The organism is Intrasporangium sp. Soil_C_50 (assembly GCF_057656595.1).
In genome coordinates this window covers 1-20,290 of the sequence record NZ_JBDGKB010000004.1, presented here as the reverse complement: position 1 = coordinate 20,290, position 20,290 = coordinate 1, and the positions used below count along the sequence as shown (strand labels likewise).

Annotated in this window: 16 protein-coding genes and 1 tRNA gene; 12 read left to right on the top strand and 5 right to left on the bottom strand. The window is 73.6% G+C overall.

The annotated features are described in order from the left end of the window. The first annotated feature begins 58 nt into the window (after positions 1–58). The 5 genes from AC3A5R_RS11560 to AC3A5R_RS11540 all read left to right on the top strand — a co-directional run bounded on the left by AC3A5R_RS11560 (position 59) and on the right by AC3A5R_RS11540 (position 5,610). Positions 59–1,186, top strand: coding sequence for a resuscitation-promoting factor (locus AC3A5R_RS11560; protein WP_487620910.1), 1,128 nt, complete (start codon positions 59–61; stop codon positions 1,184–1,186). A gap of 102 nt (positions 1,187–1,288) precedes the next feature. Beyond that, a complete protein-coding gene (gene rsmA, locus AC3A5R_RS11555) occupies positions 1,289–2,230 on the top strand; it encodes a 16S rRNA (adenine(1518)-N(6)/adenine(1519)-N(6))-dimethyltransferase RsmA (RefSeq protein ID WP_487620909.1) in 942 nt (313 codons plus the stop codon). Positions 2,231–2,246: 16 nt separating this feature from the next. After that, positions 2,247–3,185, top strand: a complete 939-nt coding sequence (locus tag AC3A5R_RS11550; protein WP_487620908.1) for a 4-(cytidine 5'-diphospho)-2-C-methyl-D-erythritol kinase — start codon at positions 2,247–2,249, stop codon at positions 3,183–3,185. Positions 3,186–3,330: 145 nt separating this feature from the next. Continuing rightward, entirely contained in the window at positions 3,331–5,187 is a 1,857-nt protein-coding gene (locus AC3A5R_RS11545; protein WP_487620907.1) for an ABC-F family ATP-binding cassette domain-containing protein, read from the top strand. Positions 5,188–5,232: 45 nt separating this feature from the next. Next, positions 5,233–5,610, top strand: a complete 378-nt coding sequence (locus AC3A5R_RS11540) for a VOC family protein (protein ID WP_487620906.1) — start codon at positions 5,233–5,235, stop codon at positions 5,608–5,610. Positions 5,611–5,624: 14 nt separating this feature from the next. Here AC3A5R_RS11540 and AC3A5R_RS11535 read toward each other — a convergent pair whose 3' ends face one another. Beyond that, the gene (locus AC3A5R_RS11535) at positions 5,625–6,164 is read right to left on the bottom strand and encodes a MarR family winged helix-turn-helix transcriptional regulator (RefSeq protein WP_487620905.1); all 540 of its coding nucleotides are present in this window, start codon (positions 6,162–6,164) and stop codon (positions 5,625–5,627) included. A 29-nt stretch (positions 6,165–6,193) separates the two neighbouring features. Here AC3A5R_RS11535 and AC3A5R_RS11530 point away from each other — a divergent pair, with 29 nt between their 5' ends. Next, positions 6,194–7,066 carry a methyltransferase domain-containing protein gene (locus AC3A5R_RS11530; RefSeq protein WP_487620904.1) on the top strand — a complete coding sequence of 291 codons (873 nt, stop codon included), beginning with the start codon at positions 6,194–6,196 and terminating at the stop codon, positions 7,064–7,066. Positions 7,067–7,083: 17 nt separating this feature from the next. Here AC3A5R_RS11530 and AC3A5R_RS11525 read toward each other — a convergent pair whose 3' ends face one another. After that, positions 7,084–8,589 carry a cryptochrome/photolyase family protein gene (locus AC3A5R_RS11525; RefSeq protein ID WP_487620903.1) on the bottom strand — a complete coding sequence of 502 codons (1,506 nt, stop codon included), beginning with the start codon at positions 8,587–8,589 and terminating at the stop codon, positions 7,084–7,086. Positions 8,590–9,040: 451 nt separating this feature from the next. On the opposite strand from AC3A5R_RS11525, the gene AC3A5R_RS11520 reads away from it, so the two are divergent. After that, a complete protein-coding gene (locus tag AC3A5R_RS11520) occupies positions 9,041–10,873 on the top strand; it encodes a sigma-70 family RNA polymerase sigma factor (protein WP_487620902.1) in 1,833 nt (610 codons plus the stop codon). Positions 10,874–10,928: 55 nt separating this feature from the next. On the opposite strand, the gene AC3A5R_RS11515 is transcribed toward AC3A5R_RS11520, so the two are convergent. After that, positions 10,929–11,534, bottom strand: coding sequence for a TetR/AcrR family transcriptional regulator (locus tag AC3A5R_RS11515; protein ID WP_487621191.1), 606 nt, complete (start codon positions 11,532–11,534; stop codon positions 10,929–10,931). A 285-nt stretch (positions 11,535–11,819) separates the two neighbouring features. Here AC3A5R_RS11515 and AC3A5R_RS11510 point away from each other — a divergent pair, with 285 nt between their 5' ends. The 4 genes from AC3A5R_RS11510 (at position 11,820) to AC3A5R_RS11495 (ending at position 16,585) form a co-directional block, all read left to right on the top strand. Then, positions 11,820–13,682 (top strand): sigma-70 family RNA polymerase sigma factor, encoded by a 1,863-nt coding sequence (locus tag AC3A5R_RS11510; RefSeq protein WP_487620901.1) that lies wholly within the window; start codon positions 11,820–11,822, stop codon positions 13,680–13,682. Positions 13,683–13,743: 61 nt separating this feature from the next. After that, a tRNA-Gln gene (locus AC3A5R_RS11505) sits at positions 13,744–13,822 on the top strand. A gap of 277 nt (positions 13,823–14,099) precedes the next feature. Continuing rightward, entirely contained in the window at positions 14,100–15,608 is a 1,509-nt protein-coding gene (glmU, locus tag AC3A5R_RS11500) for a bifunctional UDP-N-acetylglucosamine diphosphorylase/glucosamine-1-phosphate N-acetyltransferase GlmU (protein ID WP_487620900.1), read from the top strand. Further along, positions 15,605–16,585 (top strand): ribose-phosphate diphosphokinase, encoded by a 981-nt coding sequence (locus AC3A5R_RS11495; RefSeq protein ID WP_487620899.1) that lies wholly within the window; start codon positions 15,605–15,607, stop codon positions 16,583–16,585. Before glmU ends, AC3A5R_RS11495 begins: the two co-directional genes overlap by 4 nt. A 64-nt stretch (positions 16,586–16,649) precedes the next feature. Here the strand turns inward: AC3A5R_RS11495 and AC3A5R_RS11490 are convergent, their stop codons facing one another. Beyond that, positions 16,650–17,222 carry a CGNR zinc finger domain-containing protein gene (locus AC3A5R_RS11490; RefSeq protein WP_487620898.1) on the bottom strand — a complete coding sequence of 191 codons (573 nt, stop codon included), beginning with the start codon at positions 17,220–17,222 and terminating at the stop codon, positions 16,650–16,652. A 100-nt stretch (positions 17,223–17,322) separates the two neighbouring features. Here AC3A5R_RS11490 and AC3A5R_RS11485 point away from each other — a divergent pair, with 100 nt between their 5' ends. Next, the gene (locus tag AC3A5R_RS11485; RefSeq protein ID WP_487620897.1) at positions 17,323–18,399 is read left to right on the top strand and encodes an EamA family transporter; all 1,077 of its coding nucleotides are present in this window, start codon (positions 17,323–17,325) and stop codon (positions 18,397–18,399) included. 37 nt (positions 18,400–18,436) lie between these two features. Here the strand turns inward: AC3A5R_RS11485 and AC3A5R_RS11480 are convergent. Next, positions 18,437–20,290 (bottom strand): DUF4082 domain-containing protein (locus AC3A5R_RS11480; RefSeq protein WP_487620896.1); only part of this gene is annotated, 1,854 nt, incomplete at its 5' end.

Here is a 20,290-nt window from a genome sequence, read left to right as displayed (position 1 = left end):
CGTGAAGAGGACAATTCGAGAGCGCGTTGCACCCGGGTCGTTCGACGTTCGGAGTGTTTTGGTTTCGCGCAATCTCAAGGTCCTCGCCGTTGCCGGCGCCGCCGTCGTCCTCACCGGTGGTGCGGTCGGAGCGGCCCAGCTCGACAAGTCCGTGACCCTCTCGGTCGACGGAAAGACCTCTTCAGCCCACGTGTTCGGCAGCACCGTCGGTGACCTCCTCGACTCCGAGGGCATCACCACCAAGCCCGGCGACGTCGTCGTCCCTGCCGCCGACACCCCACTGTCCGACGGCGAGGCGGTCACCGTCCGCTACAGCCGCCTGCTGACCCTCACCATCGACGGCAAGCAGCGCCAGATCCGCACCACCGAGAACACGGTCGACGGTGCGCTGCTCGCCCTCGGCGTCCGCAGCGACGGCGCCCGCATCTCGGTGTCGCGCTCGCAGACCATCGGCCGTCAGGGCCTGTCCCTGACGATCGTCACCCCGAAGGCCGTCACGATCTCCGCCGACGGTCACACCACGACGAAGACCGTCGCCGCCGCCACCGTCGGCGAGGCCCTCAAGCAGCTCGGCGTCAACGTCGGCAAGGCCGACCGCGTCACGCCGTCCGCCACGTCGCTGCTGACCAACGGCGCGAAGGTCCGCATCCAGCGTGTCCAGCAGTCGTCGGCCACCGTCACCGAGGCCATCCCCCACGGCACGACGAAGACGAAGTCCTCGTCCCTCTACACCGACCAGACCAAGGTCGCGCGCGCCGGCAGCGACGGCACCCGTGTCGTCACCGTGCAGCGCACCGTCATCGACGGCAAGGTCGTCGGGACCAAGCGCCTGTCCTCGAAGGTCACCAAGGCCCCGGTCGACCGCATCGTCCTCGTCGGCACGAAGGCGCGTCCGGCTGCGGCCAGCGGTGGCGGCGGCTCGACCGGCGGCTCGGGCGGATCGATCAACCTGGCCCGCGCCGCGATGTGGGACTCGATCGCCCAGTGCGAGTCGACCGGCAACTGGCACATCAACACCGGCAACGGCTACTACGGCGGTCTGCAGTTCCTGACCTCCACGTGGCTGGCCTACGGCGGCGGTGACTTCGCCTCGCGCGCCGACCTCGCCTCGCGTGAGCAGCAGATCACGGTCGCCAACCGCGTGTACGCCGACAACGGCACGTCGCAGTGGCAGTGCAAGGCCTGAGCTGACCCGCCCGCCCACGGCGTGACCGGACGCCCACCCGACCTTTCCCAGGTCGGGTGGGCGTCCGCGTTCCCGGGTCCTGCGGGCCATAGGGTGAGGTGCATGGGGAAGAAGGCGGTGGCGGGGAGCGCCCACCACGAGCACACCGGGCATGCCGGGCATGCCGAGGATGCGGCCCTGCTCGGCCCGGCCCAGGTCCGCGAGCTCGCCGAGCGGCTCGAGGTGCGGCCCACCAAGCAGTGGGGGCAGAACTTCGTCGTCGACCCCAACACGGTGCGCAAGATCGTGCGCGTCGCCGGCGTCGGGCCCGACGACGTCGTCGTCGAGGTCGGGCCGGGACTCGGCTCGCTCACCCTCGCGCTGCTGCCGGTGGTCCGGCACGTCACCGCGGTCGAGGTGGACCCCCGCCTGGCGGGCGCGCTCGAGCAGACCGTGGCCCGCCTGCAGCCACAGAACGCCGACAAGCTGCGGCTCGTGGCCGCCGACGCCCTCACCGTGACCAAGCTGCCCAAGCCGCAGCCGACGGCCCTCGTCGCCAACCTGCCGTACAACATCTCCGTACCGGTCGTCCTCTCCTTCCTGCAGCACTTCCCGACCCTCGAACGGGTCCTCGTCATGGTCCAGCTCGAGGTGGCCGAGCGCCTCGCGGCCACGCCTGGCGGCAAGATCTACGGCGTTCCCAGCCTCAAGGCCGCGTGGTACGCCGACGTCGAGCTCGCCGGACGCGTCGGGCGCAACGTCTTCTGGCCCGCCCCCAACGTCGACTCGGGGCTCGTGTCGCTCCGGCGGCGCACGCCGCCGGAGACCACGGCGACGCGCGAGGAGGTGTTCCGCTGCATCGACGCGGCGTTCCTCCAGCGCCGCAAGGCCCTGCGCGGCGCCCTCGCGTCGTGGGCCGGCTCACCCGCCCTCGCCGAGGAGGCCCTGCGCGCGGCCGGGATCGACCCGAAGACGCGCGGCGAGCAGCTCGACGTCGCGGCGTTCGCGCGGATCGCAGCGGCCAAGCCGCAGGTTGCGCGGCCGGCCACGGGCGGCCCCGCGTGACCCCTAGGGTGGGCGCATGACTGTCGCTCCGACCCTGCCGGGTGCGGTGACCGTGCGGGTCCCGGCCAAGGTCAACCTCGAGCTGCGGGTCGGGCCCTGCCGGCCCGACGGCTACCACTCGCTCGCGACCGTCTACCAGGCCGTGTCGCTGCACGACGAGGTCTCGGTGGCGCGCTGGGACGACTGGCAGGTCGTGCCCACGGGCACCTACAAGAGCCTCATCCCGACCGACGGCGACAACCTCGCGGTCCGGGCGGCCCGGCTCGTCGCCGAGCGGTGGTCGGTCGACGAGGCGCTGTCGATCCGCATCGACAAGGACATCCCCGTCGCCGGTGGCATGGCGGGCGGCTCCGCCGACGCCGCCGCCACGCTCGTGGCGTGCGACCAGCTGTGGGGCCTGGGCCTCGACCGCGACGACCTGGCCGAGCTGGCTGCCGTGCTCGGCAGCGACGTGCCCTTCCCGCTCACCGGCGGCAACGCCATGGGGTCCGGGCGCGGTGAGCAGCTGGCGCCCGTCCTCGCCCGCGGCACCTTCCACTGGGTCTTCGCCATCAGCGACACCGGCCTGTCGACGCCGGAGGTGTACGCCGAGTGCGATCGCCTCCGCGAGCGTGACGGCGTCGACGTCCCCGAGCCCCGTGTCAGCCCCGAGCTGATGGCCGCGCTGCGGTCGGGCGACCCGGCCGCTCTCGGCGCCGCGCTGCACAACGACCTCGAGCCGGCGGCCTTCTCGCTGCGGCCCCAGCTGCGAGAGCTGCGCGACGCCGGCGTCGAGTTCGGCGCCCTCGGTGGAATCGTCTCCGGGTCCGGCCCCACCGTGGCCTTCCTCACCGAGAGCCACGAGGCTGCGCTGGACCTGTCGGTCTCGCTCGCGGCGTCCGACCTGTGCCGCGACCTGCGCCGGGCCAAGGGTCCGGTCCACGGCGCCCACGTCGTCGCCACCCCCCGCGACTGACCGTCAGATCCCCGTTTCCCGATCGAGAGAGCACTCCGTCACCTACGGAGTGCTCTCTCGATCGGGAGCTGGATGACGGAGTGCTCTTTCGATCGGCAGAGTGGATTGCCGTGTTGACGGGCTCACGGCATAGGGTCGGTCACCGATGGCCAACCTCGTCTCGCTCGAACGCGTCTCCCTCGTCTTCGGCACCGCCCACGTCCTCGACGACGTCAGCATCGGCGTCCTCACCGGTGACCGCATCGGCATCGTCGGTGTCAACGGCGGCGGCAAGTCGACGCTGCTGCGCGTCATGGCCGGCCTCCAGGAGCCCGACTCGGGCCGCATCAGCAAGCAGGGCGGCGACGACGGCATCCGCATCAGGATGCTGAGCCAGGACGACGCGCTCGACCCCGAGTGGACGGTGCGCGAGGCCGTCCTCGGCGACCGCCCCGAGCACGTCTGGGCCGGCGACCCCCGCATCCGCGACGTCCTCACCGGACTGCTCGGTGGCATCGGGGCCGAGGCGATGGGCGGGCTCGACACCCGCGTCGGGCCCAAGTCCGGCGGTGAGCGCCGCCGCCTCGCCCTCGCGCGCCTCCTCGTCGAGGACCCCGAGCTGCTCCTGCTCGACGAGCCGACCAACCACCTCGACGTCGAGGGCGTGGCCTGGCTCGCCGACCACCTGACCCACCGCCGCCCCCGGCCGGGCAACGCGACCGTCGCCATCACCCACGACCGCTGGTTCCTCGACGCGTACGCGACGAACACGTGGGAGGTCGAGTCCGGAGGCGTCAGCTCCTTCGAGGGTGGCTACGCGGCCTACGTCCTCGCCAAGGCCGAGCGCGACCGCCTCGCCGGCGTCGTGGCCGAGCGCCGCTCCAACCTCATGCGCAAGGAGCTGGCCTGGCTGCGCCGCGGTGCGCCGGCCCGCACGAGCAAACCGAAGTTCCGCATCGAGGCCGCCAACGCCCTCATCGCCGACGAGCCCGACCCTCGCAACAACGTCGAGCTCGTGTCGTTCGCAACGCGTCGCCTCGGCAAGGACGTGCTCGACCTCGAGGACGCGACGCTCACCGTCGGCGAGCCCCCGCACGAGCGGACCCTGCTCGACGACGTCACCTGGCGCCTCGCGCCCGGCGAGCGCGTCGGCATCGTCGGCGTCAACGGGGCGGGCAAGTCGACGCTCCTGCGCGCCCTCACCGGCGAGGTGCCGCTCAGCGCCGGGCGGCGCAAGGTCGGCAAGACCGTCGCCATCGCACACCTGACCCAGGAGGTGCGCGAGCTCGAGCGGTTCGAGCAGTGGCGGGTCATCGAGGCCGTCGAGGACGTGCGCCAGTACACGACGCTCGGCGGCAAGGAGGTCAGTGCGAGCCAGCTGGCGACGCGCCTCGGCTTCCCGGGTGGGCGCCAGCAGACCCGCGTCGGCGACCTCTCCGGCGGCGAGCGGCGCCGGCTCCAGCTGACGCGCCTGCTGCTCACCGAGCCGAACGTCCTCGTCCTCGACGAGCCGACCAACGACCTCGACATCGAGACCCTCACCTCGCTCGAGGACGTCCTCGACGGCTGGGCGGGCACGCTCGTCGTCGTGTCGCACGACCGGTACCTGCTCGAGCGGGTCTGCGACCACCAGCTCGCCCTGCTCGGTGACGGCCGGGTGCGCGACCTGCCCGGTGGCGTCGACCAGTACCTCGAGCTGCGCGCCGCCGCGGCGCGCACGGCGACCGCGCCCGCATCGTCGGCGTCGGGTGGCGGATCGGGGGCGAACGCTCCGACGGCCACGACCGCCGCAGCCACGACGGCGAGCCCGGCCGAGGTCCGCGAGGCACGCAAGACGATGGCCCGCGTCGAGAAGCAGCTCTCCCGCCTGGCCGACCGCGAGGAGCGGATCCACGGCGAGATGGCCGAGAAGGCGACCGACGTGGGGGCCCTCGCCGACCTCAACGCCCGGCTCACCGAGCTCGTCGCCGAGCGCGAGGAGCTCGAGATGGAGTGGCTCGAGGCCGCGGACGTCGTCGGGTAGGCCCGGACCCTTGAAAGTATCTTGATATCAAGATACTTTCGGCCCATGGAGATGACTCTGCACCACGTCCAGGTGTCCGGCCCGGCCGGGTGCGAGGACGCCATGCGCGCCTTCTACGCCGGGGTCCTCGGCCTCACCGAGGTGCCCAAGCCGGAAAGGCTGCGCGCCCGCGGCGGCGTCTGGTTCCGAGCGGGCAGCGAGCCCGGCGGTGCGGAGGTGCACGTCGGCATCGAGGACCCGTTCGCTCCGGCGCGCAAGGCCCACCCGGGCATCGCCGTGGCCGACGTGGAGACGCTCGCCGCGGCGGTCGGGGCGGCCGGCGCGTCCGTCACCTGGGACGACAACATCCCCGGGCTGCGTCGCTTCCACGCCAGCGACCCGGTCGGCAACCGCCTCGAGTTCCAGCAGCGCGCCGACGCGTGAGCGGGCGGTCGGTGTCAGGACGTCGAGTCGCCCGGGCGGGCCTCGAGCGGGGCGAGCATCCGGCGCAGCAGGGTCGCGAGCTCGCGGCGCTCGCCGGCCCCGAGCTCGGACAGCAGCGACTTCTCCTGCTCGATGAGGTCGGCCATGGCCGAGTCGACGACGTCACGCCCGGCCGGTGTCAGGCGCACGAGAACGCCGCGCCGGTCGCCCGGGTCGGGGCGCCGTTCGACGAACCCGCTGCGCTCGAGCCGGTCGACGCGGTTGGTCATGGTGCCCGACGTCACGAGCGTCTGCTGCACGAGGGCGCCCGGGGACAGCTCGTACGGCTCGCCCGCGCGGCGCAGCGCCGACAGCACGTCGAACGCCCAGCCCTCGAGCAGGTGCTCGGAGAAGGCGCGCCCGCGCGCGAGGTCGAGCCGGCGGGCGAGGCGCGACACGCGGGAGAGCACCTCGAGGGGCGAGACGTCGAGGTCGGGTCGCTCGCGGCGCCAGGCCGCGACGATCTCGTCGACGTCGTCGCCAGCGGGGCGACCCGCGCGGCGGTCCGGGCTCATGACCCCCAGCCTAGTCACCATCAAGACTCTTGACATCGAAGGAAAGTGAGGACGCCGTGTCCGACACGACACCCCCGACCGGGGAGCGCACCACCGACTCTGCCTGGGACCCGGGGCAGTACGCCCGCTTCGCCGACCACCGCGGCCGGCCCTTCGCCGACCTGCTCGCTCGCGTCGACGCGCGCGACCCCGAGCTCGTCGTCGACCTCGGCTGCGGACCCGGCGAGCTGACGCTCGGGCTGGCCGGGCGCTGGCCCGAGGCCCGCATCGTCGGCGTCGACTCCTCGCCGGAGATGCTCGAGAAGGCGCGCGCGCTCGACGGCGAGAGCCGCGTCGAGTGGGTCGAGTCGTCGGCCGAGGACTGGGACCCCACCGGGCTGGGTGGGTCCGTCGACGTCCTCGTCACCAACGCGACCCTCCAGTGGGTCCCGACCCACCTGCGGCTCATCCCCGGCTGGCTCGACGCCCTGACGCCCGGGGGCACCTTCGCCATGCAGGTGCCGGCCAACTTCGACGCGCCGTCGCACCGCCTCATGCGCGAGGTGGCGCAGCGGCACCCGCGCGCCGACGACCTGCGCCGCGGCCTCGACCGGGCCGCAGCGGTCGCGCTGCCCGGCACGTACGCTGCGCTCCTGCTCGACCGCACGCCGGAGGTCGACGTGTGGCAGACGACCTACGAACAGGTGCTCTCGGCGCCCGAGGGCGGCCCGCACCCCGTGCTCGAGTGGGTGCGCGGCACCGGGCTGCGCCCCGTCCTCGGCATCCTCGCGGACGCCGCCGAGCGCGAGGTCTTCGAGCAGGAGTACGCCCGCGAGCTGGAGGTGGCCTACCCGCGTCGGTCCTTCGGGGTGCTCTTCCCGTTCACGCGCAGCTTCGCCGTGGCCCGCACCCGACGCGCCTGACGCGTCGGGCGGATGCGTCAGGGCGGGTCGTCACCGCGGGCGCGCTCCTGCGCGACGACCTCCGCGAGGTCGGCGAGCCGGTGGCGCTGCTGGAGCGGCCGCGCCATCCGGTGGTTTCCCTCGAGGCGCGCCGCGTTGCGGTCGAGGTAGGCCCAGTAGCCGGCCGTGAAGGGGCAGGCGTCCTCGCCCGTGCGCTTCTTCGGGTCGTACCGGCAGCCGCCGCAGTAGTCGCTCATCCGGTCGATGTAGGCGCCGCCGGACACGTACGGCTTGGTCGCCACGGCCCCGCCGTCGGCGTGCTGGCTCATGCCGACGACGTTGGCCGGCATGACCCAGTCGTAGCCGTCGACGAACCGGGTCTGGAACCACTCGGTCAGCGCGTCGGGGTCGTAGCCGCGCTGGGCCGCCCAGCCGCCGAGCACCATGAGGCGCGGGATGTGGTGCACCCAGCCGCGGTCGCGGACGCCGCCGAGCGCGTCGGACAGGCAGGCGGCCTCGACCGCGTCGGCGTCGAGCTCGTCGAACCAGCGGGGGAGCGGGCCGCGCCGTGCCGCGAGCGCGTTGCGGCGTCGGTAGGAGCGCCCGAGGTGCCAGTAGACGTGCCAGACGTACTCGCGCCAGCCGACGACCTGGCGCACGAATCCCTCGACCGACTCCAGCGGCGCGTCGCCGTCGTGGAAGGCCCGGACGGCGCGCTCGGCCACCTCGACGGGGTCGAACAGGCCGAGGTTGAGCGGCACCGACAAGAGGCTGTGCGCCATGGCCCAGTCGCCGCGCAGCATCGCGTCCTCGTGCGGCCCGAAGGCGCCGAGCCGACGCGTCACGAACCGCTCGAGCGCGGCCAGCGCCTCGCGGCGGGTCACGGCGAACAGCCTGGGGCCGTCCTGGCCCACCGGCTCGAGCACACCGTCGCGCGTCCAGCGGTCGAGGTCCTCGCGGACCTGCTCGTCGATCTCGTCCTCACGCGGTCGGTACGGCGGCGGCATGTCGAGGTGCTCGGCGCCCTTCGGTGGGGGCTCGCGGTTGGCCTCGTCGAAGGACCACCGCCCGCCGACCGGGTGCTCGCCCTCGACGAGCAGGTCGAGCCGCAGCCGCTGGAACCGGTAGAACTCCTCCATCCGCACCCGCCGGCGCCCCCCTGCCCAGGCGGCGAACTCCTCGCGCCCGAGGGAGTAGCCCGGCGTCGGGTCGATCCCCTCCACCTGCCCCGAGTCGTGCAGCCGGCGCACGAACGCGTCGGCGCCCCACGACGTCGGCTCGTACACGCGCACGGGTCGCCCGACCTGCTCCAGCGCCTCGGCGTAGGTGTCCGTGTGCAGCAGCGTCACCGAGCCGGCGGAGCCCTCGAGCTCGGCGGCCCGGTGGCGCAGCGCCGACAGCACGAGGTGCAGCTTCTGGCGGTGGAACCGCCGGCGGGCCAGCGCGCGCGTGCTCTCGACGAGCAGGACGCCGTCGCGTCCGACGTCGAAGTGCGGGCCGAGCTGGTCGGCGAAGAGCCAGCGCATCGTCACCCGGGCACCCATACCCGCCACCTGCGCTGCCCCGACGGGTGGGCGTTCCGTCACGCTACGCGTCGGCGTGCAGCGCGCCGGCCTGCGGCGCGCGGGCGTGTGAGGTCCGCCAACGGTCGGTAAGACGTCGACCAAGAGGGCCCCATGGCGGCACCGCTACCGACGGGTCGAGGTCAATTTCGGGCATTTCCTGACATTCGCGAAAAATCTGTCATGAAATGGGGAGTGGCACGTCTTACGGATGACGGCATCGCTGGAGCGTCCCGCTTGGTCAGGGGAGGGAGCGGCTCCTGAGGTCCGCACCCGTGGTGCCGCCAGGTTTCGTCCTTCCGCGATGGTTTCGTGGAGGGGATCATCCGGAAGGGCGAAACCTGCCATCTGTCTTGCGCTGCGCGTCGAGTCGACGCACGCGGCGCGCCGGGGCAGACTGTCCACCACTGGCAAGTGGCTGGAAGGGCTCGAGGTGTCGGCTGACCTGACCATGTGGTCGAGCGAGGCGTGGTCCTCTGCTGCCGACGTGCAGCTGCTCGCCCGCAGCCGGGAGGGGTCGGCCGAGGCGTTCGGCGAGCTGTGGCGTCGCCACCTGCCCGCCGCGTACGCCGTCGCCCGGCGCGTCCGCACGCGCACGAGCCCCGAGGACGTCGTGGCCGAGGCCGCCGCCCGCGTCTTCTCCCTCATCAAGGAAGGACGCGGCCCGGAGGAGCACTTCCGCGCCTACTTCCTGTCCGCCGTGCGCACCGTCGCCCTCGACTCCAGCAGCCGCGACCTGCGTCTCGTGCCCACCGAGGACGACGACCTCGACGCCCTCGCCGACCCGGTCGAGCAGCACGGCCCCGACCTCGGCGACGACGAGACCGTGGCGCTGGTCCGCGAGGCGTTCCGGTCGCTGCCCGAGAAGGACCAGCGCGTCCTGTGGCACACGACCGTCGAGGGCGCCGCCCCGCGCGTCGTGGCCCCGGCCCTCGGGATGAGCGCCAACGCCGTCAGCGTCCGGGCCATGCGCGCCCGCGAGAACCTCCGCGCCCTGTACCTCGACGCACGGGCCGAGCGCGGCCTCGCCGCGGCCGACACCGACGAGTGCCGCTGGACCATCACCCACCTGGGCGCCCTCGTGCGCGGCCGGCTGCCCAAGCGGCAGACCGAGCGCGCGCAGGCGCACGTCGCCTCCTGCTCCCACGCGGCCCGGCTCGCCGACGACCTGCGCGTCATCCACGACGGCTTCCCGGCCCTCGTCGTGCCGCTCGTCCTCGCGGCCGGGGTGTCGACGCCCGGGTTCGTCACGGCCGGTGGCCTCGGGCTCCTCGGCGGGGCTGCGGGTGCGGCCGGTGCGGCCGGTGCCGGTGGGGTCGCTGCGGCCTCGTCGGGTGGCGCAGCCGCGGTCGGTGCGGGGGCCAAGGCGGGTGCGTCCGGGTCCGGACGCCTGGGCTCGGCCGCCGACGCCATGGGCCAGGTCGCGAGCCGGGCCGCCAGCGTCGTCGCGGGGCTCGCCGTCACCGCCGGTGCCACGGGCCTGCTCGGCGGGCCCGCGTCCACCTCGCTGCCTGCCGACGCCGCGCCCCGACCGTCGACGTCCGCGACGGCGAGCCCCGGCCCGAGCACGGCCGCCCCCGGTGGCTCCCTCCGGGCGGGTGGGTCGGCCGCCTCGTCCACGACAGGCACGTCCCCGGCCGCGCCCGGAGCCACGCACCCCGCGGCGACGAGCGCCGCGGCGGCGATCCCGGCGGCCGCCTCGACCACCTCGGCCTCGGTCACCGGCACGCCGGCGCCCCCGGCCCCCGGTGGTGCGAACGCTCCCGCCGCAGGCGGGGCCACCGCGGGCCCCGGTACGTCCCGCGGGGCAGGCGGCACCCCGCCGCCTCGGCCTCCCGTCACGTCCACGCCCCCGACGACGCGTCCGACGCCGCCGACCTCCAAGCCGCCCAGCCCGCCCCCCACCTCGACGCCGCCCGCCCCGCCCCCCACGTCCGAGCCGCCGCCGCAGCCCTCGAGCCCGCCCACGATCTCGGTCAAGGTCATCGCCTCCGGCGACCCCAGCCGGTTCAGCCTGTCGATCCGGACGACGGTCGGAGGCCGCCTGAGCCTCACGGTCTCCAACGCCTCCGGCACCGGCTCGCTCCGGGCCTCCAACAGCGCCTGGACGTGCTCGAACACCGGGAGCGCACGCGTCTCCTGCACCGGGTCGTCGTCCGGCGGCCGCGTCCAGCTGACGCAGGGCGGCCTCGGGGGCCTGTCGCCGGTCACCGTCGTCGTGACCGACGGCGCGGGCGACACCTATCGGCGCACGTTCTTCGGCTGACCGCTGCGGCGGTCGACGTCCGCGTCCGCGTCGGCAGCAGCGTGGTGAGCGGTCGTCAGCGGCGCGGCACGGTGACGAGTCGCGGGCTCCGGTCGAGGCCCGACAGGCCGTTCCACGCGAGGTTGACGAGGTGGGCGGCCACCTGGTCCTTCTTGAACTTGCGCTTGTCGAGCCACCACTGGCCGGTGAGGGCGACCATCCCGACGAGCATCTGGGCGTGGATCGGGGCCGACTTCGGGTCGAGGCCGCGTGACTTGAACTCGGCCGCGAGCAGGTGCTCGACCTGGGAGGCGACCTCACCGAGCACGCTGGCGAACGAGCCGGTGGACTGCCCCGGAGGAGAGTCGCGCACGAGGATCCGGAACCCGTCGGGGTCGCTCTCGACGTAGTCGAGCAGCGCGAGGGTCGCGCGCTCGAGGAGCATCCGGGCCCCGTCGCCCTCCTCGAGGGCACGGGTGATGCCACCGAGCAGCGCCTGGATCTCGCGGTCGACGACGACGGCGTAGAGACCCTCCTTCCCGCCGAAGTGCTCGTAGACGACGGGCTTGGAGACGTTCGCCTTGGCGGCGACCTCCTCGACCGTCGTGGCCTCGAAGCCCTTCTCGGCGAAGAGCCGGCGCCCGACGGTGATGAGCTGCTCGCGCCGTTCGGGGCCCGTCATCCGGGCGCGGGTGCGCGGCCGCGGCGTCCGCTCGGGGCGGTCGTCCGTGGCGTCCGCGGCGTCCCTGTCATCCCTGTCGTCCCTGTCGGCGGTCACGTCGTCATCGTGCCATTCGGCGGCGACCGGAAGGCCCGGGCTCCCACGCGCCGGGCGCGTCGGGCGGGGACGAATCGGCACGCATGCCGCAGTGCGACACGCGCAACGTGTCCGCATCAAGCAATCCGCACACGAGAGGGGTCTGCATGTCGCACACTTGGGTCTCTCTCCACACCTGAAAGGACCACGGTGTCTGCGAACGCCGTCGGTGCGACACCCGACTCCACCCCGCTCGCCGACCTCACGGACGTCGACCTGCTCGACCGCGTGCGGCACGGCGACGACGACGCGTTCGTCGTCCTCTGGCGGCGCCACCTGCCGGCCGCGCAGGCCGTCGCGGTGCGCTTCCGGGGTCGCGTCGCGCCCGAGGACCTCGTCGCCGAGGCGTCGGCACGGATGCTGCGCCTGCTGCGCGAGGGTGCCGGACCGCGTGACAACTTCCGCGCCTACTTCACCTCGACCGTCCGGACGCTCGGCGTCGACGCCGTGCGTCGCGACATGAGCGCCCTGCCCACCGACGCCGCCGACCTCGACCGCGTGGCGGGGACCGAGGTCGACGACGAGCTCGAGGAGGACCTCGGCAGCGGCCTCGTCCGCGAGGCCTTCGCGCGCCTGCCCGAGCGGGAGCGTCAGCTGCTGTGGATGACGATGGTCGATGGTGCGGCCCCGCGGGCCGTCGCCCCGCGCCTCGGGGTGTCGGCCAACCTCGTCAGCGTCCGAGTCATGCGCGCCAAGGAGGCGCTGCGCGGCCACTACCTCGACGTGTGGGTCCAGCAGCGCAGCGCCGAGTGTGCGAGCCCCGAGTGCCGCTGGACGCTCGACCACCTCTCGGCCCACGTCCGCGGACGCTCGACTCCGCGCCGGCACGCGAAGGTGGAGGCGCACCTCGCCTCGTGCCCGCGCGACGCGGCGCTCGCCGACAACCTGCGCCGGATCAGCACCGGGTTCGCGGGACTCGTCCTGCCCTTCCTGCTCGCCGGCGCGAGCCAGGCCTTCGGGTCCGGCGTCGGTCAGGGCGCGGGCGGGCTGCTCGTGACCGGCGGGGCCGGTCTCGGCGGGGCGTCAGGGCTCGGAGCGGGCGCCGCCGGCGGCGCCGCCTCCGCGGGAACTGCCGGCGCCGCGGGCGCGGTGGGTGCCACGGGTGCCACGGGTGCCGCGGGTGGCGCGATGTCGGGCGGCGTCGTGTCCGGCGCCTCCTCGCTGGTCACCGGCGTGGCCGGTGCTGCGGGTGGCACGGGCGTCGGCGGTGCGGCCACGGCCTCGACCGCGGTCGCGGCCACGGTGTCGACGGCGGGCGCCGCCGGGGCGACGACCGCCTCCATCGCCGCAACCGGCGCGGCCGCGTCGGGTGTCGCATCGGGTGTCGCGTCAGGCGTCGTCTCGAGCGCCCTCGCAACGGGCGCCGCCGCTGGAGCTGCCGCCCTCGTCCCCGTCGCCGTCGCCGCGGGCGGCGCGACCATCGGGGGGCTGACGATCTCCCCACCCGTCGCCACGGCCGTCGCGGGCATCGTCATCGGCCTCGGCGTCGCGGCGCCCGCCGTGGTGCTGACCCACGGCACCAACGAACATTCAGTCGTCCAGCAGCACCCGTCGTCCTCGGCGAACCGCGCGCCGCGACCCGGGGGTGCCGTCGGGCCGACCACGCTGCCCGACCTCGGGTCGGCCGTCGGGGGAGCGGTCGGTGGAGCCGTCGTCGCCCCTGTCATCTCCGCCACGGTTCCCGTCGCCCTAACGACCTCGGCCACCGCCACGGCTGCCCCGACGCCGACGACCACGGCCGTGTCGACGCCCTCGGCCACGGCATCCGCGGCGCCCGACCCGTCGACCGCCTCGACGCCCTCGGCGCCCCCACCTGCAGCCGCGGACCCGGCCCCCGCGCCATCGGCCTCGGCCCCGGCCGTGCAGCAGTCGCTGCCGGCGCCCGCGGCTGTCGTGGGGCCCACTGACACGGCACCGGCTGCAGGCTCGGGCTCGGGATCGGGCTCAACGCCGGCCGGGGCGCCTGCAGGCGACAGCGGCGCGGGCGCTTCGGCCTCGACCCCGGGCAGCTGACCGACCGACGCCCGACCCCGCACCGGCGCTGCACTACCCTGTGGCACGTCCTCGTGGACGTTCCCCGGTTGGTCTGCCGGCAGGGCCCGCCTGACTTTGAATCAGGACTAGCGACGTAGGTTCGACTCCTACCCGGGGAGCAAGCTCGACGCGATGCGTAGCAAGCGTCGAGCGGGTCCCCGGCAGGAGTCGGGAGGAGCGAGGCACGAGCGACGGTGCCCTACCCGGGGAGCGGCGGCACGACGAGCGGACCCCCGCTGTGAGCGGCGTCACGCCTCGCCCACGGGCGCGCCGGAGGCATCGCGAGCCCCGAGTAGAGTGGCGGCGGCGCACCCCCGGTGCCACCGCGTACGCACCTGCTCGACGGCCGGTCCGGGGCTGCAAGGCACCGCACCCGACGACAAGGAGCTGCGCCCCGTGAGCGATCTGCGGCCGACCGCCGTGATCGTCCTCGCCGCCGGCGAGGGCACACGCATGAAGTCCACGACCCCCAAGGTCCTCCACACGATCGGCGGCCGCAGCCTCGTGGCCCACGCGATCCGGGCGGCCCGCGGGACCAGCCCCGAACACCTCGCCGTGGTCGTCCGGCACGAGCGGGACCGCGTCGCCGAGCACGTGGCGCAGGTCGACCCCGATGCCGTCATCGCCGACCAGGACGAGGTCAGGGGCACCGGTCGCGCCGTCGAGTGCGCCCTCGAAGCGCTCCCGCAGGGTCTGAGCGGCACCGTCGTCGTCACGTACGGCGACGTCCCTCTCCTCACGGCCGACACCCTCTCCGGGCTCGTCGCCGCGCACAGCGCGAGCGGCAGCGCGGTCACCGTCATCACCTCGACGCTGGCCGACCCCACCGGCTACGGCCGTGTCATCCGTGGAGCCGGCGGGCACGTCGAGGCGATCGTCGAGCAGAAGGACGCCACCGACGAGCAGCGCGAGATCCGCGAGGTCAACAGCGGCCTCTACGCCTTCGACGCGATCGTGCTGCGCGAGGCGCTCGCCGAGGTCCGCACCGACAACGCCCAGGGCGAGAAGTACCTCACCGACGTCGTCGCCATCGCGCGGTCGCGCGGCCTGTCCGTCGACGCCCACCTCGTCGCCGACCTGTGGCAGACCGAGGGCGTCAACGACAAGGCGCAGCTGGCCCGTCTCGGCACCGAGCTGAACCGCCGCATCGTCGACCAGGCCATGCGTGACGGTGCCATCGTCATCGACCCGGCCACGACGTGGATGGACGCCGACGTCACGGTCGGCCCCGACACCGTCGTCCACCCGAACACCCAGCTGCTCGGCGCCACGACCATCGGGCGCGACTGCGTCGTCGGCCCCGACACGACGCTGACGGACACCGAGGTGGGTGACGGCGCGAGCGTCGTGCGCACCCAGGCCGAACTGGCCCAGATCGGGCCCGACGCGAGCGTCGGGCCCTTCTCCTACCTGCGTCCCGGCACGGTCCTCGGCCGGGCCGGCAAGATCGGCGGCTTCGTCGAGACGAAGAACGCCCGGATCGGCGACGGCGCGAAGGTGCCGCACCTGACCTACTGCGGCGACGCGACGATCGGCGAGGGCGCGAACATCGGCGCCGGCACGATCTTCGCCAACTACGACGGCGTCACCAAGGGCCACACGGACGTCGGCCGGTGGAGCTTCGTCGGGAGCAACTCGGTCGTCGTGGCGCCGCGGACCATCGGCGACGGCGCCTACGTGGCGGCCGGCTCGGCGGTCGTCAGCGACGTCGCCCCCGGTCAGCTGGCCGTGACCCGCGCCCAGCAGCGCAACATCGACGGCTGGGTGGCGCGCCGGCGCGCCGGCACGAAGACCGACGAGGCGGCCCGGACCGCCGTGGACGCCGAGGCGGCACTCGCCGGCGAGGCAGGAGCCGTGGTCGAGAACGACCGGCTCGGAAGCGACGAGAAGGGCGCCCAGGCATGACCGGCATCAACAAGACCACCGAGAAGCACCTCATGGTGTTCTCCGGCCGGGCGCACCCGCAGCTCGCGCAGGAGGTGGCCGACGTGCTCGGCACGAGTCTCGTGCCGACGAGCGCCTACGACTTCGCCAACGGCGAGATCTACGTGCGGTACGAGGAGTCGGTGCGCGGGTCGGACGCCTTCGTCATCCAGAGCCACACCGCGCCGATCAACGAGTGGATCATGGAGCAGCTCATCATGATCGACGCGCTCAAGCGCGCCTCGGCCAAGCGCATCACCGTCGTGCTGCCGTTCTACGGCTACGCGCGCCAGGACAAGAAGCACCGCGGCCGGGAGCCGATCTCGGCCCGCCTCATGGCTGACCTCTTCAAGACCGCCGGCGCCGACCGGCTCATGGCCATCGACCTGCACACGGCGCAGATCCAGGGCTTCTTCGACGGCCCGGTCGACCACCTCATGGCGATGCCGATCCTGTCGGAGTACGTCGGCAAGAGGTACGGCCACCTCGACCTCGCCGTCGTCTCGCCCGACGCCGGCCGCATCAAGGTCGCCGAGGACTGGTCGACACGCCTGGGCGGGGCGCCGCTGGCCTTCATCCACAAGACGCGCGACATCAACCGGCCCAACGAGGTCGTCGCCAACCGCGTCGTCGGTGAGATCAAGGGCCGCGTCTGCATCCTCGTCGACGACATGATCGACACCGCGGGCACCATCACCAAGGCGGCCGACGCCCTCATCGAGGAGGGTGCCGAGAAGGTCGTCATCGCCGCGACGCACGCAATCCTGTCGGGCCCGGCCGTCGACCGGCTCAAGGCCTGCAAGGTCGACGAGGTCGTCGTGACGAACACGCTGCCGATCCCCGAGGACCGACGCTTCGACAAGCTGTCGGTGCTGTCCATCGCGCCGCTCGTGTCGATGGCGATCAAGGAGGTCTTCGAGGACGGCTCGGTGACGAGCCTCTTCGACGGCAAGGCCTGAGCGTCGCCCGACGCGTCACGGCTCCGACGCGTCATGGCTCCGACACGTCACCCTTCGTGACGCGTCAGGCGCGGGCGCGTCGGGCCCGGTAGGCGGCGGTGTGCGCACGAGCCGCGCAGCCGCCGTCGCAGTAGATGCGCGAGCGGTTGCGGGACAGGTCGACGACGACGTCGTCGCAGTCCGGCGCGGCGCACACGCGTAGCCGGTCGAGCTCGCCCGCGCGGACGACGTCGACGACGGCGAGGGCGGCCTCGACGGCCATCCGCTGCGCGAGGGGAGCATCGGGCGGGGTGGCGTGCACGTGCCAGCCCGAGTCGTCGTGCTCGACGAGCTGGGGCAGGGCCGCGCCTTCGGCGAGCAGCTCGTTGACGAGTCGGACGACGGCGGCCTCGTCGTGCTCCCAGAGCCCCCGCAGCCGCGGTCGCAGGGCGCGCACCGCGTCGAGCTCGGCGGCGTCGCGGTCGAACCGGCCGGTCCACCGCTGCTCGGCGTAGAGGGCTGAGAGCTCCTCGACGGTGACGAGGGCGTCCTCGGCCGAGTCCCCGGGCACGGTGCCCGGCATCGTGTTGACGAGGGCCGCGGCGGCGTGGAGGGCCGTCTCGGTGTCATGGGTGAACACGCTATTGACTCCTGACATCGCTGATCGCTACCGTCAGGAGTCTAATCGCAGACGGTCCTGACAGCGGCTCACCGCCGGGCCGGACGCGTCACCCGAACCGCATCGCCTGGAGGTCACCGTGTCCGCGGAGCCCGCCACCCCGACGCCCGGCCTCGCGCCGGCGTCCACCGCTCCCGGCCCGACCGACCCGCCCGTCCTCGAGTGGGGCCCGGAGGACGCTGGCGGTGCCGCCGATGTCTCTCCGGGCGCGGCCGCCCGCCACCCTCTGCTCGGGCTGGGCGTCGCCCTGGCGTCGGCCGCCGCCTTCGCGACGTCAGGGGCCTTCGCCAAGCCGCTGCTCCTCGCCGGCTGGGCCCCCGGTGCCGTCGTCACGCTCCGGATCACGCTGGCCGCGCTCGTCCTGCTCGTGCCGACCCTCGTCGCACTGCGCGGCCGCTGGGGCGTGCTGCGGCGCAACGGCCGCGCCGTCGTCGGGTACGGGCTCACCGGCGTCGCCGGCTGCCAGCTGGCCTACTTCAACGCCGTGACGCACCTGTCGGTCGGCGTGGCGCTCCTGCTCGAGTACCTCGCGCCCGTCCTCATCGTCGGCTGGCTCTGGGCCCGGCACCGACGCGCCCCGCGCCGCCTCACCCTGGCCGGTATCGGGCTCGCGGTCGCCGGTCTGCTCCTCGTCCTCGACGTCACCGGGGGAGCGCGGCTCGACCTCGCTGGCGTGCTCTGGGGCCTCGGCGCGGCCGTCTGCCTCGTCCTCTACTTCCTGCTCGCCGACCACGTCGACGCCGACCTGCCGCCGATGGCGCTCGCCGGTGCCGGGCTCGTCGTCGGGGCCGTCGTGCTCTGGGCCGCCGGGCTCATCGGCGTCATGGACCTGACCCGTGGCGCCGACGTCGTGACGCTCGGCGGCGCCGACGTGCCGTGGTGGGTGCCGGTCCTCGTCATCGCGCTCGTCGCCGCCGCGTTCGCCTACGTCACCGGGATCGCGGCCGTGCGGATGCTCGGGGCCAAGGTCGCCTCCTTCGTGGCCCTGACCGAGGTGCTCTTCGCCGTGCTCTTCGCCTGGGTCGTCCTCGGCGAGCTGCCGACGGCGCTGCAGCTCGCCGGTGGGTTGCTCATCGTCGGCGGCGTCGTCGCGGTGCGCGCCGACGAGGCCCGCACGCCCCTGGCCGAGCCGGCCAGCCCGCCCTCGACGGGCTAGCCAGCCGCCCCGGCCGAGGCGGGGCGGCCAAGAACGCTCACGGCGTGGCGCTGAAGACGACGTCGACCCAGTAGTTGCTGGACTGCCAGGTGTTGTTGGGGAAGGCGCTGGAGCCGTTGTAGACGTAGACGCCGTTGCCTCCGCTCGTGCCGTCCTGCAGGGCGTGCAAGGGCGGGTTGTCGACGCCGGTGGTGGCGAAGAAGCTGTTGTCGCCGGCGTAGTGGCCGACCGGGGCGAAGTACGAGGCGACGTAGACCGTGCCTGCGGTGATGGTCACGGGCGTGGCGAAGGTGACCTGCTGCCAGCCGGTGGCGGTCTCGTTGGTGAAGGTCGCGGTCGCCAGCCTGGTGCCGGTGGAGCTCCACAGGGTGCCGGTGTGGGTGCCGGTGTTGCCGGTGCCCTTGTAGAACCGGATGCCGGTGATCTGGCCGGCCACGTCGGACCGGAACTTCACACCGAGCTCGACAGAGGAGACGTCGTTGATGCTCGGGTTGGTCGGGGTGGCGCTGCTGGCCCAGATCGAGCAGGCGGTGCACCCGGTCGCCACCGCGGGCGTGATGCTGTTGGAGGCGGCGGAGTCGGGTCCGGTGCCGATGGCGTTGGTGGCCGAGACCTTGAAGGTGTAGGCGGTGCCGTTGGTCAGGCCGGTGACCGTCGTGGTGGTGGCCGGCGGGGTGCCGGTGACGGTGGTCGGGGTGCCGGCGGTGGTGCCGGCGTAGGGGGTGACGGTGTAGCTGGTGATGGCGCTGCCGTTGTTGGCGGGCGCGGTCCAGGCGACGGTGGCCTGCTTGTCGCCGGCGGTGGCGGTGACGCCGGTGGGTGCCGCCGGTGCGGTGGGTCCGGTCGGGGTGATCGCGGCCGAGGCGGTGGAGTCGGGTCCGGTGCCGATGGCGTTGGTGGCCGAGACCTTGAAGGTGTAGGCGGTGCCGTTGGTCAGGCCGGTGACCGTGGTGGTGGTGGCCGGTGGTGTGCCGGTGACGGTGGTCGGGGTGCCGGCGGTGGTGCCGGCGTACGGGGTCACGGTGTAGCTGGTGATGGCGCTGCCGCCGTTGGCGGGCGCGGTCCAGGCGACGGTGGCCTGTTTGTCGCCGGCGGTGGCGGTGACGCCGGTGGGCGCCGCGGGTGCGGTCGCCGCTCCGCCGGTGGTGGAGAAGACGACGTCGACCCAGTAGTTGGCTCCCTGGAAGGTGTTGTTGGGGAAGGCGCTGGAGCCGTTGTAGACGTAGACGCCGTTGCCTCCGCTCGTGCCGTCCTGCAGGGCGTGCAGGGGCGGGTTGTCGACGCCGGTGGTGGAGAAGAATCCGGTGTCGCCGGCGTAGTGGCCGACCGGGGCGAAGTACGAGGCGACGTAGACCGTGCCTGCGGTGATGGTCACGGGCGTGGCGAAGGTGACCTGCTGCCAGCCGGTGGCGGTCTCGTTGGTGAAGGTCGCGGTCGCCAGTCTGGTGCCGGTGGAGCTCCACAGGCTGCCGGTGTGGGTGCCGGTGTTGCCGGTGCCCTTGTAGAACCGGATGCCGGTGATCTGCCCGGCCACGTCGGACTTGAACTTGACACCGAGCTCGACAGAGGAGCTGTCGTTGTGGCTGGGGATGGCGGGGGTGGCGGTACTCGGCCAGATGGTGCAGGCAGCGCACCCGGTCGGTCCGGTCGGGGTGACGGCGGCCGAGGCGGCGGAGTCGGGCCCGGTGCCGATGGCGTTGGTGGCCGAGACCTTGAAGGTGTAGGCGGTGCCGTTGCTCAGGCCGGTGACCGTGGTGGTCGTGGCCGGTGGTGTGCCGGTGACGGTGGTCGGGGTGCCGGCGGTGGTGCCGGCGTACGGGGTCACGGTGTAGCTGGTGATGGCGCTGCCGCCGTTGGCCGGGGCGGTCCAGGACACGGTGGCCTGCTTGTC